Source organism: Pseudoalteromonas sp. P1-26, from assembly GCF_001401795.1.
Classification (GTDB): domain Bacteria; phylum Pseudomonadota; class Gammaproteobacteria; order Enterobacterales; family Alteromonadaceae; genus Pseudoalteromonas.
This window is the reverse complement of the sequence record NZ_LKDX01000003.1, coordinates 164,054-181,822: the sequence shown is the minus strand read 5'-3', so window position 1 is coordinate 181,822 and position 17,769 is coordinate 164,054. Positions and strand designations below refer to the sequence as shown.

The window sequence follows — 17,769 nt, the reverse complement described above, 5'->3', positions numbered from 1 at the left end:
AGCGCAACCTTGCCAAGGTTGAGGTCACGAGTTCGAGCCTCGTGTGCCGCTCCAATTTCTCACCAAAAGAAATTGGCTTAAGTTTCAAGTGGAAGTAATTAACTTGAAGCTTGTAACTTAAAACTAGTAACTTATTGTGCGGCACTAGTTCAGTTGCCAGAACGTTTAACCGCAACCTTCAGGTTGTGCGCCAACGGACAAATTACTGACTACTTTAAAGCGGCACTAGCTCAGTTGGTAGAGCGCAACCTTGCCAAGGTTGAGGTCACGAGTTCGAGCCTCGTGTGCCGCTCCAATCTCTAAAAAATCCCAAAAACACTTTCTTAAATATAAAGCCAAGTTTTGCTTACAGCTTACAGCTAGTTTTAGATCTGGCCTTGAACAGTCGCGATAATACGTCTAGCGCCACCATGATCTCGGTGTTCACCTAAATAGATACCTTGCCAAGTACCTAGCATTAAACGGCCTTGGTTAATTGGAATAGTGAGCTCAGCACCTAGTGTACTGCTTTTTATGTGGGCTGGCATGTCGTCATCACCTTCATAATCATGGCGGTAATAACTTTGTCGTTCTGGCACAAAATGATTGAAGTGACTTTCCATATCCATTCTTACTGTAGGATCTGCATTTTCGTTAATAGTTAAGCTTGCAGAAGTGTGTTGAATGAATAGGTGTAATAAGCCGACTTTGTATTGTGCTATTTCTGGAAGTTGACGAAGTAGCTCGTCATCAATGATGTGAAAGCCTCGTGAGCGAGGCTTCAATTGAATGGTTTTTTGCTGCCAGCTCATAGTTTATCAAAGCTAACTTCAATATTGGCGTTACCATCAGCAGACGTGAATGGAATTAACACCTTGGCGCCTTCACATTTATGTGCAATTGTATGTCCCTTACCAGACACTACAACTGGCGTTGCCATATCAAACTCATAGCCTTTTTCGCCAAGTAAGTTTTTAGCGCCACCTGTCACCATGTTAGTAATTTCACCTACCATGTCGGTTACTTCTTCGTTCACCGTATCAGGGCGTTCACCTAGCATTCTTTCCATAATCGTCAGTGCTAGATTTTCATCAAAGGTGATTGAAAGTGAACCTTTAGTTTGTGGGCCAACCATACCAATCAAACCTGATACATCGCCACGGGCTAGTTCGTCTTTCTTTAAACTAGGTTTGCCCGGCTTTAATTCTGTTTGAGCCATAGTGCTCAAAACATTTAATAATGATGATAAAAAAGGGTTGATGAACTCCACATTCATTATTTATTTTCCCTTAGGTTTCGAAATGCCGTTAATCATACTTTAAGTGTAGTGGTTGTTTCAAACACCGCACTTATTCTTTGCATTTTTCGCATTTACCGTGCGCTTCAATTGTTTGTCCTGAGACAATAAATCCACTTTCTGCCGCTAAGTTATTAAGTTCATGAGAAATTACTGTTGAATGTAATTCTTTTACATAACCACAGCTGTCACAAATTAATAACTGTACAGGGTGAATGTGATCGAAATGATGGCACAACATAAATGAGTTGGTGCTTTCAATTTTATGAATAAAGCCAAGTTCCGATAAGAAATCGAGCGCTCGATAAATAGTGGCAGGTTTTGCGCCTGACTCAGTTAATTTGAGTTGTTCTAATAGGTCATAAGCACCCACACCACCTTGCGCACTAGCTAATAGGCGGAATACTTTTTCACGGATAGGTGTGAAACGTGCACCACGATTATCGCATACTTGTTTTGCTTTACTGACGAGTGATTCTATATTCATCTTCTCTTATCCTTACGCTACCGTGATATACTAACATACTGTATTGTAGTTGCAGTGTTTTTATTCGCTAACACGTTTTCAGGGAGTTTTCTTAATGAGTGAATTGCTAGCTGCATTCATTTTCTTTTTTGCCGTCATTGATCCTATCGGGACCGTGCCTGTTTTTATTGCTGTTACACGCTGGGATGACGCCAAATTTAAGCGCAAAGTTGCATTAAAAGCGGTTGGTGTTTCGGCATTAGTGCTATTATTTTTTGTTGTTGCGGGCGAGTTACTTTTAAACGCGATCAATATTCCACTTTCGGCATTTCAGATTGCCGGAGGTATCGTATTATTACTGTTTGCTCTGTCGATGATCTTCGGTGAAAGTAAACCAGAAACAGAAATCAAAAGTGTTCGAGATAGCACCGAAACCGCTATTTTTCCGTTGGCGATTCCTTCTATTGCCAGCCCCGGTGCTATGCTTGGTGCAGTACTGATGACTCGAAATACCGAATACACTTGGTATGAGCAACTTATAACCTCATCAATTATGCTTTCTGTACTAGTCATCGTGCTGGTTTTATTACTGCTTGCCACGCATGTTCATAAGTTAATTGGTGATAGTGGCGCGAGCATTATCAGTCGGGTGATGGGCTTAATTTTATCGTCAGTAGCGGTTACCAATATCTTAGGCGGTATCGCTCACTACTTCGGTTTGAGTGTTGTAGGCTAGTTTTAATTTAAAGTGCATTTTCAGTGATTTAAACTTTGAATAATTGCCTTCTTTTATCTAACTTTAAAGAAGGCAATATAAAATTTAAGGAACAAAGAATGCTAATCAAAAATGTCGTCTTATCTGTTTTTCTGATTTTTAGTTTAGGTGCTTGCATGGAGCCGACCTATGATAGTGGTAAGCTAAAAGTTATCGAAGTAACAGATCATGATTTTAAAATTAATGGTGAAAGCGCAGTAACCGTAATTGTTGGTCATGCCAATGTGGCGGAATACAGCTTTTCACTTCGTAAAAGTGATTTAAAGAAAGGCACGCTCCTGCAGTCTGTGTCTGACAGTAATCCAAATGTACGTGCAGATGGTACCTTCTTTAGTGAATATTATGTGCAATCAAAAGATCATGATACGCGTGCATCAATTGAAATTGTCGAAATGGACCCCGTTGAGAAAGTAGCACGAATTGCAGTGGGCGCTAAATTAGTTAACCTCAAGAACGAGGACTACAAAGAGCTTGAAATTACGATTTTGGAACTTACGGGCCAAAACCTTGAACACCTTCTTAGTAAAGTAAAAATGTAGTCTTAGTATTTTACCTTATTCATCAAAGAAGTGAGATTGCAGTACACTTCTTCGCCTCTTTTCACCATCTGATCTTCGATTAAGCCATGCCGCGAGCTAGCTTCGGTGGTATAATGTTCACAATTTTTCATTTCGGTGCATACCTAAAGGGTATGTGTCATCGCTATATTAAGCGTTAATCGTATTAGGTAATTTAAGTTGCAAGTAAATGCATTGATCTTTAAAGGGGCCATGTTATGAGCACAACGACATTAAACCGCCGTTTTTCCGTGGCACCCATGTTAGATTGGACTGATCGTCACTGTCGAACCTTTCACCGTAAAATGACTAAGCATGCTGTGCTTTACACTGAGATGGTGACAACCGGCGCTATTTTATTTGGTAAAGGCGATTACCTACACTTTAATGAGCATGAAGGGCCAGTGGCATTGCAACTTGGTGGCTCAGATCCTGAAGCGTTGGCTAAGTGTGCAAAGTTAGCGGCGGAGCGCGGCTATCATGAAGTAAATTTAAATGTCGGCTGTCCGTCTGATCGCGTGCAAAATGGTCGTTTTGGTGCTTGTTTAATGGCTGAGCCTAAACTGGTTGCTGACTGCGTTGCTGCAATGAAGGCCGAAGTGACTATTCCTGTTACTGTTAAAACGCGCATTGGTATTGATGAGCAAGATTCGTATGAGTTTTTATGTGCTTTAATTGAAGCGAGTCATGATGTTGGTTGTGATGACTTTATTATTCATGCGCGTAAAGCTTGGTTAAATGGCTTAAGCCCAAAAGAAAATCGTGAGATCCCACCTCTTGATTACCCGCGCGTTTATCAGTTGAAAAAAGATTATCCGCAATTGCATTTAAGCTTAAATGGTGGCGTGAAAACAATTGCTGATAGCGTAGCTCACCTTGAGTATGTTGATGGCATTATGATTGGTCGTGAAGCGTATAGTAATCCGTTTATTTTGTCTGAGGTCGACGAAAACATATATGGTGATGAAGCCTTTACGCTGAGTCGTCATCAGGTTGTGCGCTCGATGTATGACTATATTGAAGATGAAATGAGCAAAGGCGCTAACTTTTGGCATATTGCTCGCCATATGTTGGGAATTTTCCAAGGCCAACCTGGTGCGCGTGGTTTTAGACGCCATCTTTCAGAAAAAGGCCATGGTAAAGCGGCCGATTTATCTGTTATGGATAAAGCCTTAAGTTTTGTCCCAGAAGCCTAATCATTTACCCTATTAAAAAAGCCACATTTTGTGGCTTTTTTTGATCCTAAAATTTAGTGAAAAAGTTAATTTTTTAGTCAAATTAGTTATTTTTCATTCAGTCACTAGTCAGCCTAAATCTAAATTTAACTGACTCAACTTATTGTATATAAATGATAATTTTAATTTATTCGTTAGTTGGCACAAGAATTGGAATCTCCTAGCTGTATTAACCCAATAATCAACAGGAGAGTCACATGGGTGTATTAAATCGCGTAAATGACATTATTCAGGCAAACCTTTCTGCAGCATTAGACAAAGCTGAAGATCCTGAAAAGTTACTTAATCTACTCGTGCAAGAAATGCAGGATGCACTGACCGAATGCCGTGCAACTGCTGCGACATTTTTAACGCAAGAAAAGCAAATGAAGCGTGAAATTGCAGCGAAACAAGCGAAAGTAGCTGACTGGCAAGCGAAAGCAGAAAAAGCGTTGAGTAAAGATCGTGATGATCTTGCCAAAGCAGCATTAGTTGAAAAGCAGCGTTTAACGACAGAAATCGAAGCGCAACAAGCTGAAATGGATAAAGTGGCAGAGTCACTCGCTAAATTGACAGAAGATTGTCAGCGTTTACAAAACAAGCTTGCAGATGCAAAAGCCAAACAGCTGACTTACATGCAAAAAGAACGCGTTGTTACAGCACGCTTAAAAGTAAAAGAGCAGCTGCATAGCAGTAAAGTTGAAGATGCATTAGCGCGTTTTGACTATTTAGAGCAACGCGTTGAAAACATTGAGTCGCAAGTTGAAGCGTATGAACTGACACAAAGTGATGCTGCAAATTCAACAGCAGCACAATTCGCTGCCCTTGAGAAAGATGAAGCAATCGATAAAGAGCTTGCTGACTTGAAAGCAACGATGAAGCAGTCGGCTTAGGAGGTTAATAATGAATACTTATCACACATCGACACGTTGGTACCGTGATCTGAGTAATAAAAAGATCTCGGGTGTGTGTAGCGGACTCGCTGCGCGCTTGGGCTTCCCTGTATGGTCAACACGTTTGGTCATGATCATATTACTTATTCAAATGCCGCTGTTAATAGGCGTGGGTTATTTAGTGGCTCATTGCACTTTACCAGTGAAAGGTTACTAGGAGTAGGACATGAAAACGTTAGCTATCATCATTTTGGCAATGTTATTACTATGCACTGATGCGGTTTCATTTGTATCGTTTGACTCATGGCAATTACCTTTATCAATTGCTGATATGAGTTGGGCTGGGCTTGAGGTCATCGGTGCAATAGTGGCAGTCATTGCCGTCGTTGCAGGTGTTGCGCTATTCACTATTGGGCTGCTAGGCGCAGGTGTTGTTGCTTTGATTGGTGTTGTGCTTGCGTTTTTATTTGGCTCAGTAATGATTGCATGGCCACTTTTACTCATCGCAGCATTATGCTGGTTGATTGCCGATAACAAAAAATCGCCAGCTTAAGGTACTAATAAACTGCCTTAATACATAAAATATGCTAAATTTAGCGGGTAAGTTAATGTCTTAACAAGGATTAAAACATAATGAAACTGTGGCCCGCACTCTCTTTTCTTACCGCAAGTTTATTCTTTAGTACTTTTTCATCTGCCCATAGTGGCCATGACCATAGCGATGTTGCCGAAGTAACTGTAAGCAACGCGCAGGTACGTGAATTTTTACCAGCCAGTAAAGCCAGCGTGGCTTATTTAACTATTACTAACCCAAGTGAGCATGCAACGGTATTAACTAAAGCTGAGCTTGATGGTTTAGGACGTGTTGAAATTCATCAGCATACTCATGTTGATGGCATGATGAAAATGGAACAGGTTTTATCATTAAAGATTGATGGTCACAGCAGTGTTGAGTTTAAACCGGGTGGTTATCACTTAATGGTGTTTGAACCTGAAGATCAACTAAAAGCAGGGCAAGAACGAAAACTCACGCTATATTTTAATGATGGCAATCGAGTTTTTACTCAAGCCAAGGTTGTGTCTTTACAAGAAATGTCTGAGCAGGCATCAAAAAAAAGTAAAGAGCACTCACATCACTAGGAGGTATTATGTCTGAGCATAAAGGAAAAATAGCCAGTGCATTACTTATTATACTAATTATTTTTTACGCGATTGCTGTTTACTGGAGTAGTGAACCAGCTCGTATGGATGTTGTTAGCAAGGCAAAACAGGAAGCGCAAATGCGCGGTGAAAAGTTTGTCACCGGCTACACAACAACAACTACGTTGATCAATGTGGCAAGTACATTATTAAATAAGCCTGGCGGCTACTTATCTAACGATATGATGCCACCAAGTGTAATGATGGATAACATGCCGGCGTGGGAATATGGCGCGCTTGAGATGACCCGAGATTTAGTGTTGTCGATGCGTAAAGACTTCAGCCGTTCACAGTCTCAATCAACTGAGCACGAAGCTCTTAAAAAAGCACAGCCGCAATTTAATATAAGCTCGGTAGCATGGGCATGGCCTAGCGCAGAAACTGAATATCAAAAGGGTATTGATTTACTGGTTGTGTATCGCACTCAAATTGCGGATCAGAACGATCGAGATAGCCAGTTTTATGCCCGGGCCGATAACTTACGTGGCTGGTTAAAAGAAGCTGAAAAGCGCTTGGGTAGTTTAAGTCAGCGTCTAAGCGCAAGTGTTGGCCAAGATCGTTTGAACACTGATTTAGCTGGCGATACTGCAGCTCATCAAGCAACATACACCCCTTTGCAAAGCCAAGTAAAAACATCTTGGTGGCAAATTGATGATGTATTTTATGAATCGCGTGGTGCAACGTGGGCATTACTGCACTTTTTACAAGCGGTTGAATATGATTTTGCTGATGTCTTAGAAAAGAAAAATGCTCGTGTTAGTCTGCAACAAATTATTCGTGAATTAGAGGCCACGCAAGAAACTGTGTGGAGCCCAATGATCTTAAATGGCAGTGGTTTTGGTTTTGTTGCTAACCACTCACTGGTCATGGCGAATTATATTTCTCGAGCCAATGCGGCTCTAATTGAACTTAGCGAACTTTTAGCGCAAGGATAAAATGATGAAAAAGTACTGTTTAGCAGCTGCCCTTTCAATGGCCTGTTTAGCTCCAACAGCGCAAGCTGATACATTATTAGGTTTATACCTAGGTGTTGATGGCTGGCAATCAGATAACAGCGGTAGTTTTGCTCAAGACGGAAATCTACAAAGCTTTAAATTTGATGATGAAACGTTTACGAGCTACTACGCAGCACTTGAGCACCCAGTGCCGTTAGTACCAAACATTAAACTAAAATACACTGAACTTGAGTTAAATGGTGATACAACACTTGATGAAACATTTAGTTTTGGTGGTTCTGATTATGTGGTAGGCACACAAGTAGGCACAGTAAGTGATTTATCACATGTTGACTACATCCTATATTACGAAATCTTTGATAATGATTTGGTTTCAATTGATTTAGGTGTAAACGCTAAACAATTTGACGGTGAAATTACGGTAACGGGTACATCGCAAGATGGTGGCCAAAACACGACTGAGCGCGTTGATTTTTCTGGTTTCGTACCTTTAGTGTATGGTCGTGCTGAAGTTGGTTTGCCGTTAACAGGTTTAAGCGTATTCTTTGAAGGTAGCTTACTGGCTATCGACGATAGCAAAATTCAAGACTACCAAGCGGGTGTTGCATACGCTTTACTTGATAACTTAGCAATTGATATGGACATTAAAGCGGGTTACCGCTCAATGACTTTAGAGCTTGATGATATTGATGATATCTACACAGATTTAGATGCATCAGGCCCATTTGCGGGTATTCAAATCCACTTCTAATCGAGTTTTTCGGTTTATATTTAGCTGGCAGCTTTATTTTAAAGTTTGCCAGCTAACTTCAAATTCATCTTCTAATGATGTTGAAAGTATCTGCTTATAAGCCTTATTTATTGGCGATGCGATTAGCTTTCTTAACTCGTCGCCCGTTTGTGTAAATTTATAATAACTGAGTACTAAGTCATTACTTTTTGCTTTTAAAACCAAGCGTTGATTCATAAAGCTCAGTACTAGTTCTTGGCCTGCTTTTAAAACCGCTGATTCGATTTCTTTTCGATACAGTAAGTTAATATCCATCAGAGTAAGAATATCAGGAAAGCTAACAGGGGTTTTCCCTAAATTAAATGACACCTTGTTACCTTTTCTAAGTAAATCAAACAGCGAAGGCTTCTTGTAAAAGCCGAGTAAAATTAAGTGGCTGTTATCTTTTTCATTGAAGCCACACAGTGATGTACAGCGCTGAAGGGCATCTGCTTCGCGCTGAGTCATGTGTTTAAGTGTTTGTAAGCTTTTAATCGAAAAGGTGCCCGGTGACACGGTTTCACCTGCGAGTATTTTTGCCCATAGCTTTTGCATTGAAGAATTAGCTGTGTCTTCACATAAACTAATAAAGCGCTCTATCCAATCAAAATCTGGCTGTTGTTGGCCTGTGACATCGGGGCAAAACGCCATAGCCATCGCCATAATAGTTTCGATATTTTCTTGGCGTTTAATGAATTGAATTTCTTGGCGAGTTTGAGCGCGCTCTAAAAGGCTTGCTTGCGCTTTAATTTGATAAGCTAACTGCTGTTGACCTTGTGCTGAATAGCTGTCATCACCAGCATGGTTGATCCTAGCCGATGATGCCTTATGAATAGGGTAGCCAAGCTGGTTTTCTATGATATTAGCAAGATTAACTCTCGCCTGAGCTGCTTTCACTGTCATCGGTCACACTGTCCTTGCCTGTTGTTGCTAACTGCGCATGAGTTTTGATGTTATTGAGCGCCAGTTTTACTGTGTTATTGAGAATATACTGGCTTAGTAAAGCAAGGTAGCCACCAATAATAGGGGTGTTGACCTCACCTTTTAATGAACACTCAATGTTAACGTTATCGCCTTCAGGTAAATAGCGAATTGTGCCTTGGGCAATGTGTTCTTTATTAAATAAGATATTAAATGAAAGCTGGCTGTGGTCGAGTTGGGTGATGGTCATTTCACCTTCGCCAAAGCGACTTTGCCAAAATTGATGTGCACCTACACCTTGGCTAGGTTCTGCAATGGTAAATTTAATACTCGGGTCGACAGCCTGCCATGGTTGCCATTTAGGCCATTGATTAAAGTCGCCTATAAGGCTTGCAATCTCAGCACTGCTCGCATTCACTTTAATTGATTTGTGAACAGTATATTGCGGTGAAAGCATGAGCCCAATCACAAGTGAGATCAGAATGCTGATAAAAATCGCTTTTAGGGTAAAAATGAGTATTTTAATAATCTCACCTCAGGCAATTGTTTTATAACTTTCATAACATTATACGTAACATAGACTATAATCTGTTTGATACTATATAAGCTATCACTAATGTATCATAGTTAAATAAGTGATAGAATTTTGAGCATCGCTGTAAAATGGAGTGGCGCCATAGTTACAGTATTACGGGGATCACTCTAAGGAATTATTAATGGCATCAGAGAGTAACGACTTTTTGTTTAGTGACCAAGATGACGAACAGTTAGTGGATGAAACTGTCTCTGATTTTTGGGACGTATTAATTGTCGATGATGATCCAGAAATACATTCAGTTACTAAGCTTGCCCTCTCAGGCGTAGAGTTTTGGGATAAAGGGCTGCGATTCCATCATGCCTACTCAGGTGCAGAAGCGCTCGAATTACTTAAAAATGACCATACGATTTCGGTAATACTCCTTGATGTGGTTATGGAGTCAGATGATGCTGGCTTGCAAGTTGTAAAGCAGGTTAGAGAGTGCCTCAATAATCACAATGTGCGCATTATTTTACGTACCGGACAACCAGGCTATGCACCTGAAGAAAAAGTGATCCGCGAATACGATATTAACGACTACAAAACAAAAACAGAACTAACACGTAGTAAACTTATCACCGCCCTTGTAACGGCTATTCGATCTTATGAGCAAGTATGTCAGCTCGAATTTCAAAGCCGCGCGTTAAATAATATTTTGTATGCATCTAAGGCTATTCTTGGTTTTACTGATATCAAAGCCTTTTCAATGGCAGTGATTAAGCAGCTCTCAATTATTTTAGATTGCGAACCGCAAGGTTTACTGTGTGGCTCTATCGAAGATGATAACCAGGTTTATGTTTTAGGTGGTTGTGCTGAATATAATGAGTTTATTGGCCAGGGTATTGAGCAGCTTGATGATGGCCGTATTATCATGCAAGTTAATAACTGCCTAGCCCAAGGTGAGCATCAGCACACCGATGTAGACAGTACGTATTTATTAAAAAGCAAAAACCGCCAAGCAGCTATTTACTTAGAAACCGAGCACACACCAAGTCCTTCACAACTACAATTTGCAGAGATATTTTTAACCAATGTCAGTGTTGGTCTTGATAATGTTAGGTTGTTCAACCGTTTACGTGATGCAGCTTATAAAGATGTTTTAACTGGTTTATCGAATCGTAATGATTTCATGAATAAAGTGGAGCGTTACTACCAGCCGGGTAAAAGTGACTATGTCTTTTTATTAATTGATGTTGCGCAATTCTCAGATATTAATAATGGCTTAGGCCAAGAGATTGGTAACTTATTACTAAATGCCATTGTTGATAGGCTACATCAAGAATACCCAAATGCAAAGCTGCTATCGCGCATTGGTGCAGATGTGTTTGGCTTACTGTTACCCGTTGGTGAATGTGATGTTGAGCTACTACGCGAGCATTTAAGTTTGCCGTTTAATGCCGGTGAACACATTTTACCAATCAACTTTAATATTGGCCTATGTTATCAAGGTGATTTCTTACAAGCAGGGATCGAGACCTTAAAGCTGGGCTACATTGCGCTTAACCAAGCTAAAAAACAATCTTCTGAAATGGTGGTGACGTATACCCCAGACATGGAAGAGAAAATGGCTTGGCGTTTAGGGATCATCAGACAGCTTCGTCAAGATTTTGAGCAGCGTAAATTAGAGGTTTGGTTTCAGCCACAACTTGATTTAAATACACTTGAAATCATTGGCTGTGAAGCGCTACTGCGTTGGCCGTCAGGTAATGGCCAGTATATTTCGCCGGCGATTTTCGTTCCAATGGCTGAAGATGCCGGTTTAATTGTTGATATAGGGCAATGGGTGCTAGAGCAAGCATGTATGCAGCAAAAGCGCCTCGAAGCAATGGGCTTTGCAATTAGCATTGCTGTGAATGTTTCAGTGCCGCAGTTTAAAGTTAAAGGCTATGCGCAGCAGGTTAAAGACACTTTAATTAAGTACGATGTAAAGCCGCAATTTATTGAACTCGAAGTGACCGAAAGCGTGGTAATGGATGAGCTAGCTAATGTGATCACCACATTAAAAGAGCTTAAAGAGTTTGGTATCGAGATTGCGATTGACGACTTTGGTACAGGGTTCTCATCGTTAAGTTACTTGCAAAAACTTCCGCTAGACAGACTTAAAATAGATCGCGCCTTTATTAAAGATTTACCAGGTCAAGATTGTCAGGCGATTGCTGCGTTAATTATTTCTCTTGGTGCAAGGTTAGGCTTAAAAACCATAGCAGAAGGGGTCGAGACACAAGCGCAAGCAGATTATTTAGCCCAGCTTGGCTGTGATGAAGTGCAAGGCTTCATGTATGCTAAGCCTATGCCAGAAAAAGAGTTAATTACCTACCTGCAAGCTAAACAATAGAAAGTTTCAACAAAAGCATATTAATTAAACAGCGCCCTCCCATGTGAAGGGCGTTTTGTTTTCTATAATAATCTATAAGACTGAGGTATAATTCGCCCCTTTTGTTAGCAGAGTACACTTTATGAGCGCATTAAAAGCCGAGCGAGGCCTGTTTTCTTACCCTAAGTATTGGGCTGAATGCTATGGCACGGCGCCATTTTTACCAACCACTCGTGCAGAAATGGACGCGTTAGGCTGGGATAGCTGTGACGTGATCATTGTCAGTGGTGATGCGTATGTAGATCACCCAAGTTTCGGTATGGCTGTGATAGGGCGTATGCTTGAGTCACAGGGTTTTCGTGTGGGTATAATTGCACAGCCTGATTGGAACTCAAAAGATGCCTTTATGGAGTTAGGTAAGCCTAACTTATTCTTTGGTGTTACAGCGGGTAATATGGACTCGATGATCAACCGTTATACTGCTGAAAAGCGTATGCGTCATGATGATGCTTATACGCCGGGTAACATAGGCGGTAAACGTCCTGACCGTGCGGTAGTTGTATACAGCCAACGCTGTCGCGAAGCTTATAAAGATGTGCCGCTGATCATTGGTGGTATTGAGGCGAGTTTACGCCGTATTGCTCATTATGATTATTGGCAAGAAAAAGTACGCCGTAGCGTATTGTTTGATGCCAAAGCTGACATTCTAATTTACGGTAATGCTGAGCGCCCACTTGTTGAAGTTGCCCACCGTATTGCCGCGGGTGAGTCGGTAGAGACAATTCAAGATATTCGTGGTACTGCGGTTATTCGTAAAGAACCATTACCGGGTTGGCGTGGTAGTGACTCAACTGCAATAGATAAAATAGGTAAGATTGATCCAATTCCAAACCCGTATGGCGCAGATGATGTGGGTTGTAGTAAATCTGAATTTAAAAAAGCAGGTATTGATTTAAGTGCCGAGGCGGCTAAGCCAGTCACTATTCAGCCAGCTCGTCCTAAGCCTTGGGAAAAGACCTACGTTAAGCTGCCAGCGTATGAGCAAGTAAGCGTAAATAAACCGCTTTATGCCCATGCCTCGCGTATTTTGCACCAAGAAACAAACCCAGGTTGCGCCCGTGCGTTATTTCAACGCCATGGCGATCGTTCTATTTGGGTTAACCCGCCTGCATTTCCGCTTGAAACTGAAGAAATGGATGGCGTATTTGGTTTGCCATATCAGCGTATTCCACACCCAAGCTACGGCGATGAAAAAATCCCAGCCTATGAAATGATTAAAACCTCGGTGAACATCATGCGTGGTTGCTTTGGTGGCTGTTCTTTCTGTTCGATTACAGAGCACGAAGGACGTATTATTCAAAGCCGTTCTGAGCAATCAATTATTGATGAAATTGAGCAAATTCGTGACAGAGTACCGGGCTTCACTGGGGTTATCTCTGACTTAGGTGGACCGACAGCGAATATGTACAAGTTGCGCTGTAAGAGTAAAAAAGCAGAGAGTACATGCCGACGTTTATCATGTGTTTATCCTGATATCTGTAAGCACATGGACACGGATCACACCCCAACTATTGAGCTTTATAAAAAAGCCCGTGATGTAAAAGGTGTAAAGAAAATTTTGATTGCGTCTGGCGTACGTTATGACTTAGCTGTAGAAGACCCTCGCTATGTAAAAGAGTTGGTTACCCATCACGTAGGCGGGTACTTAAAAATTGCCCCTGAGCATACTGAAGATGGTCCATTGTCTAAGATGATGAAGCCGGGCATGGGAGCTTACGATAAGTTTAAAGAGCTATTTGATAAATACTCAAAAGAAGCGGGTAAAAAGCAGTATTTGATCCCGTATTTTATTTCTGCTCACCCAGGAACGAAAGACGAAGACATGGTGAACATGGCGTTGTGGTTAAAGTCTAATGACTTTAAGCTTGATCAAGTGCAAAACTTTTATCCATCGCCGATGGCCAATGCAACCACGATTTATCACACTGAGATGAACTCGCTGCGTAATATTAAGAACAATACTGAGCAAGTGCCTGTTCCAAAAGGCGCACGCCAGCGTCGCTTACACAAAGCGATTTTACGTTACCACGATCCTGCTGGTTGGCCGATGATCCGTGAAGCACTAAGAAAAATGGGCAAAGCGAATCTAATCGGTAAAGGACCGAACTGTTTGGTACCTGAAGAAGGTCGTAACGAGAAAGCTGCTAGAGGAAAGGGCGGTAAAGGCCGTGCGGCACTGACTCGTCACACCGGTTTTAGCCAGTTTAAAAAGGCCAATACCAAACCTCGAGTAGGTAAAAATAAGCAGCGCGCAAAGTAAATAGATATAAATACGGCCCTTTAAGGGCCGTTTTTATTTATACCAATTCGCTTAACTAAGTATTATTGCGAATTGGTATTAGATCAATAACCAAGTTGCAGTGCCTAAAAAGGCAAAGATACCAACAATATCAGTGACGGTTGTCAGCACTACGCTCCCTGCAAGGGCTGGGTCAATTTTCATTTTCTTAAGAATTAATGGAATGCTCGCACCCGCAATACCAGCGGCAACAAGATTCATAAACATTGCAAAGGCCAGCACTGCGCCGAGTTTAAAGTCCCACTGCCATAGGGCAACCACACCAGCAATTAATATCGACCAAATAATGCCATTCAGTGCGCCAATCGCTAACTCCTTAAGTAATAAGAAGCGTTGGTTGGTTTGGTTGATATGACCAACCGCTATACCACGAATAACCAGAGTTAGGGTTTGGCTACCCGCAACACCCCCCATTGAAGGGACGATACCATTGAGTACCGCTAAAATAGGCAAGATTGCTAAGGTGTTTTCGAAAAAGCTTGCCACAATTGCTGCTAACAATGCGGTTAATAAGTTAACCCCAAGCCAAATAGAGCGACGCTGCGAACTTTTTAGCACTGGCGCAAAGGTATCTTCTTCGTCGTCAAGACCAGCGAGGCTTAGCATGCTGTGCTCTGCATCTTCACGGATTACGTCAACGATATCATCAATAGTAATACGACCAAGCAAGTGAGCGTTATCATCCACAACAGGCGCTGAAATCCAGTTGTGACGCTCGAACAGTTGCGCTACATCACTTTCATCCATAGAGATTAGGATTGACTCACAGTCTTCATCCATTAAATCACGAACAATTTTATCTGAAGGACTGGTCAGCAATGTAGTTAATGAAAGCGCGCCTAAAAAGCAGTTATGCTTATCAACTACATATAAGTCATCGGTACCCTCTGGTAGCTCACCTCGTAAGCGTAAATAGCGCAGTACAACATCGAGAGTAACGTCAGGACGAATGGTGACCGTATCGCTGTTCATCAAGGCACCGGCTGAGCGCTCTTGATAAGAAAGTGCTTGAGTTGCTCTCTCTCTATCTTGCGAATCCATGGCACTGACAACGTCTTGATATACGGTATCAGGAAGACTACGTAAAACCTCACCTAAGTCATCGTCGTCCATATCTTCAGTGGCAGCAGCAATGTGCTCAGGCTCCATCTGGGCAATAATGCCAAGACGTACATCTTCAGAGAGTTCTTCTAGAACATCACCACGGACATCTGGATCAACCAGCTGCCAAAGCATACGACGAATTTTATGGGGAGAAGATTCAAGTAAAAGGGCTGTATCACAAGGTGCCGTTTTGGCTAACATACCGCGCACTTGAACAAATTGACCACTATTGAGTGACTTGGTCACTTGTTTGAGTTGTTGTAGTGGGTAATCTTGTTCAAAGGCTTCTGGCATTGGCGTCCTTACAACTGAAAAAAGTTTAAATAGGCTAAGCAAATACAGCATAGTTGCTTTGTAGTGTATTTGCAGAGATATCGTCGCACTGCGATAAATTTATTAAGAGTTTTGTAATTTAGAAAAGCGAGCGATATAAAAGTAGGATATTTAAAGGGAATTTTAAATATCCGAATTAAGTTTACCGTAAACCTTGAAGTCTTAGCAAATGCTATTCTTGCTCGTGGAAGCGTTGTGCAATTAATTCGCCGATTGCCGTTAATGCAGCATCGGCGTCAGGGCCTTCGCACACAACGCGAACTTCTTTACCCTGACTACTTTCAAGTAGCATTAATGCTAACACGCTGTCGCCTTCAGCTTCTTTATCATCTTGATAAAGCGTAATTTTGGCATCAAATTGCAGTGCTAATTGCGCTAAAACAGTAGCAGCACGAGCATGTAAGCCAAGTTTGTTTTGAATTAAAAAGGTATCTTCAGCGTGCATTGTTGGTGCCTAATTAAATGTCTTGTTCGCGGTGGCGAATTTTTACATTAGCATGGCTTTTGGCAAAGCTCTCACCAATTGTTTGCGCTAAGTAAACAGAGCGATGCTGGCCGCCGGTGCAACCAATAGCAATGGTCAGGTAACTGCGGTTATTACGCTCTAAATGTGGCAACCAAGTTTGCACAAAGGTTTGTATTTGCCAAGTGAACTTTTGCACTATGCTGTGGCTAGCTAGGTAATCTTTTACTGGTTGATCAAGGCCAGTTAGTGGCTTTAAATCAGGTTCCCAGTGTGGGTTAGGTAAAAAGCGTGCATCAAAAACGTAGTCAGCTTCTTTTGGAATACCATGCTTAAAGCCAAACGACATAAAAGTAATAATTAGCTTTTTATCTTTTTTACCTAAAATCTTTTCGCGAATTGATTCTGCTAACTGATGAACACTCAGATCAGTGGTATCAATCATAAAGTCAGCGCGAGTGATCAACACATCAAGCAGGATTTTTTCTTGTTTAATGGCCAGATCAAGCGGCAAAGAATCAATAGATAGTGGATGCAAGCGGCGTGTTTCTGAAAAGCGTTTGATCAGAGTTTGGTCATCACTGTCTAAATAGAATAGTGTTGGGTTTGCGAAACCTGGCAGGTACTCAAGAATATCATTAAATTCTTGCTGCTCTTTCGGTAAGTTACGTACGTCGATACTGACCGCTATTTTATCGTAGTTATCAGACACACTACGTACGAGCGAAGGCAGTAAATTAACCGGAATATTATCAACGCAATAATAGCCTAAGTCTTCAAGTACTCGTAAAGCGACCGATTTACCTGAGCCTGAGCGACCGCTGATAATTATTAATTCCATTTATGCCTCTGCTGATATGACCTGAAACAGTTGCTGATCGGTAGTAGCACTACGCAGCTGTTTACAAAATTCTTTATCTTTAAGTCTATCAGCAATTGTTGATAAGGTCTTTAGGTGAAGCTGACAGTCACCATCTGGTACGATGAGTGCCACAAAAATATCAACTGGACGATTATCAATTGCATCAAAATTAATAGGGGATTCACTCACTATCACAAATGCATGAGGCTCATCTGCGCCGCTCATTCGGCCATGTGGAATAGCAATACCTCGGCCAATGCCGGTGCTACCTAGTTTTTCTCGGTTGAGTAAAGCATCTAGGATATCTTGTTGCGATAAATGAGGAAGCTGCTGGTGGGCCAGTTCGCTGATATATTCAAGAATTCTTTTTTTGCTATTAAAAAGGACCGCAGCTTTGCTGCAGTCCTGGTTAGTAAGTGAACTTAGTTTCATAATTTAATGTCGAGCTAATTTCTCTTTGTGTTTAATGACTTGGCGATCAAGTTTATCGATCAGTGAGTCAATGGCTGCGTACATATCTTGATGTTCTGTAGAAGCGAATAATTCGCCTCCGTTTACATGTAAAGTTGCTTCTGCTTTTTGGCTTAATTTTTCTACATCTAGAATGACATGAACATTATTAATATGGTCAAAATGCCTTTCTAGTTTTGCAAACTTGGTGTTTACATAGTCTCTTAATGAATCTGTGATTTCTACATGACGACCAGTTAAATTTAGTTGCATAAGCATT

At 41.3% G+C, this 17,769-nt stretch carries 21 protein-coding genes and 1 tRNA gene; 12 read left to right on the top strand and 10 right to left on the bottom strand.

Features of this window, described 5'->3' with window-relative positions:
* Positions 1-219 precede the first annotated feature (219 nt).
* Positions 220-295: transfer RNA gene (locus tag AN394_RS03560), tRNA-Gly, on the top strand.
* Between the two features lie 70 nt (positions 296-365).
* Here the strand turns inward: AN394_RS03560 and AN394_RS03555 are convergent.
* From AN394_RS03555 to AN394_RS03545, 3 genes are all read right to left on the bottom strand, one after another.
* On the bottom strand, positions 366-791 hold the full coding sequence (locus AN394_RS03555; protein WP_054561120.1) for a secondary thiamine-phosphate synthase enzyme YjbQ: 426 nt from the start codon (positions 789-791) through the stop codon (positions 366-368).
* Positions 788-1,255: a chemotaxis protein CheX gene (locus tag AN394_RS03550; RefSeq protein ID WP_054554140.1), complete on the bottom strand. Its 468-nt coding sequence runs from the start codon at positions 1,253-1,255 to the stop codon at positions 788-790. Before AN394_RS03550 ends, AN394_RS03555 begins: the two co-directional genes overlap by 4 nt.
* 73 nt (positions 1,256-1,328) lie before the next feature.
* Entirely contained in the window at positions 1,329-1,763 is a 435-nt protein-coding gene (locus AN394_RS03545) for a transcriptional repressor (protein ID WP_054554141.1), read from the bottom strand.
* Between the two features lie 94 nt (positions 1,764-1,857).
* Between AN394_RS03545 and AN394_RS03540 the strand changes: the two genes are divergently transcribed.
* From AN394_RS03540 to AN394_RS03500, 9 genes are all read left to right on the top strand, one after another.
* A complete protein-coding gene (locus AN394_RS03540; RefSeq protein WP_055020798.1) occupies positions 1,858-2,478 on the top strand; it encodes a MarC family protein in 621 nt (206 codons plus the stop codon).
* A gap of 155 nt (positions 2,479-2,633) precedes the next feature.
* On the top strand, positions 2,634-3,056 hold the full coding sequence (locus tag AN394_RS03535) for a hypothetical protein (RefSeq protein ID WP_130166181.1): 423 nt from the start codon (positions 2,634-2,636) through the stop codon (positions 3,054-3,056).
* A gap of 236 nt (positions 3,057-3,292) precedes the next feature.
* Positions 3,293-4,270, top strand: coding sequence for a tRNA dihydrouridine(20/20a) synthase DusA (gene dusA / locus AN394_RS03530; RefSeq protein ID WP_082422939.1), 978 nt, complete (start codon positions 3,293-3,295; stop codon positions 4,268-4,270).
* 236 nt (positions 4,271-4,506) lie between these two features.
* The gene (locus tag AN394_RS03525; protein WP_054561117.1) at positions 4,507-5,181 is read left to right on the top strand and encodes a PspA/IM30 family protein; all 675 of its coding nucleotides are present in this window, start codon (positions 4,507-4,509) and stop codon (positions 5,179-5,181) included.
* Between the two features lie 10 nt (positions 5,182-5,191).
* On the top strand, positions 5,192-5,398 hold the full coding sequence (locus tag AN394_RS03520; protein ID WP_054554145.1) for a PspC domain-containing protein: 207 nt from the start codon (positions 5,192-5,194) through the stop codon (positions 5,396-5,398).
* Between the two features lie 9 nt (positions 5,399-5,407).
* Positions 5,408-5,734, top strand: coding sequence for a hypothetical protein (locus tag AN394_RS03515; protein WP_054554146.1), 327 nt, complete (start codon positions 5,408-5,410; stop codon positions 5,732-5,734).
* Positions 5,735-5,814: 80 nt separating this feature from the next.
* The gene (locus AN394_RS03510; RefSeq protein ID WP_054561116.1) at positions 5,815-6,321 is read left to right on the top strand and encodes a copper chaperone PCu(A)C; all 507 of its coding nucleotides are present in this window, start codon (positions 5,815-5,817) and stop codon (positions 6,319-6,321) included.
* An 8-nt stretch (positions 6,322-6,329) separates the two neighbouring features.
* Positions 6,330-7,316 carry a DUF2333 family protein gene (locus AN394_RS03505; RefSeq protein WP_054561115.1) on the top strand — a complete coding sequence of 329 codons (987 nt, stop codon included), beginning with the start codon at positions 6,330-6,332 and terminating at the stop codon, positions 7,314-7,316.
* A gap of 4 nt (positions 7,317-7,320) precedes the next feature.
* Complete coding sequence (locus AN394_RS03500) at positions 7,321-8,088, top strand: TIGR04219 family outer membrane beta-barrel protein (RefSeq protein WP_054561114.1); 768 nt, start codon at positions 7,321-7,323, stop codon at positions 8,086-8,088.
* A gap of 33 nt (positions 8,089-8,121) precedes the next feature.
* Here the strand turns inward: AN394_RS03500 and AN394_RS03495 are convergent, their stop codons facing one another.
* Positions 8,122-9,009 carry a TIGR03899 family protein gene (locus tag AN394_RS03495; protein ID WP_054561113.1) on the bottom strand — a complete coding sequence of 296 codons (888 nt, stop codon included), beginning with the start codon at positions 9,007-9,009 and terminating at the stop codon, positions 8,122-8,124.
* A complete protein-coding gene (locus tag AN394_RS03490) occupies positions 8,978-9,484 on the bottom strand; it encodes an SRPBCC family protein (RefSeq protein ID WP_235576235.1) in 507 nt (168 codons plus the stop codon). Before AN394_RS03490 ends, AN394_RS03495 begins: the two co-directional genes overlap by 32 nt.
* Before the next feature lie 259 nt (positions 9,485-9,743).
* On the opposite strand from AN394_RS03490, the gene AN394_RS03485 reads away from it, so the two are divergent.
* Positions 9,744-11,939, top strand: coding sequence for an EAL domain-containing protein (locus AN394_RS03485; protein ID WP_054561111.1), 2,196 nt, complete (start codon positions 9,744-9,746; stop codon positions 11,937-11,939).
* Between the two features lie 121 nt (positions 11,940-12,060).
* Positions 12,061-14,238 carry a YgiQ family radical SAM protein gene (locus AN394_RS03480; protein ID WP_055020796.1) on the top strand — a complete coding sequence of 726 codons (2,178 nt, stop codon included), beginning with the start codon at positions 12,061-12,063 and terminating at the stop codon, positions 14,236-14,238.
* 78 nt (positions 14,239-14,316) lie between these two features.
* On the opposite strand, the gene mgtE is transcribed toward AN394_RS03480, so the two are convergent.
* The 5 genes from mgtE to hpf form a co-directional block, all read right to left on the bottom strand.
* Positions 14,317-15,675 carry a magnesium transporter gene (gene mgtE / locus AN394_RS03475; protein WP_054561109.1) on the bottom strand — a complete coding sequence of 453 codons (1,359 nt, stop codon included), beginning with the start codon at positions 15,673-15,675 and terminating at the stop codon, positions 14,317-14,319.
* Positions 15,676-15,886: 211 nt separating this feature from the next.
* Positions 15,887-16,159: an HPr family phosphocarrier protein gene (locus tag AN394_RS03470; protein ID WP_054561108.1), complete on the bottom strand. Its 273-nt coding sequence runs from the start codon at positions 16,157-16,159 to the stop codon at positions 15,887-15,889.
* A 13-nt stretch (positions 16,160-16,172) separates the two neighbouring features.
* Positions 16,173-17,018: an RNase adapter RapZ gene (gene rapZ, locus AN394_RS03465; protein WP_054561107.1), complete on the bottom strand. Its 846-nt coding sequence runs from the start codon at positions 17,016-17,018 to the stop codon at positions 16,173-16,175.
* Positions 17,019-17,471, bottom strand: a complete 453-nt coding sequence (gene ptsN / locus AN394_RS03460; RefSeq protein ID WP_054561106.1) for a PTS IIA-like nitrogen regulatory protein PtsN — start codon at positions 17,469-17,471, stop codon at positions 17,019-17,021.
* A 3-nt stretch (positions 17,472-17,474) separates the two neighbouring features.
* The gene (gene hpf / locus AN394_RS03455; protein WP_036971325.1) at positions 17,475-17,762 is read right to left on the bottom strand and encodes a ribosome hibernation promoting factor; all 288 of its coding nucleotides are present in this window, start codon (positions 17,760-17,762) and stop codon (positions 17,475-17,477) included.
* Positions 17,763-17,769 lie beyond the last annotated feature (7 nt).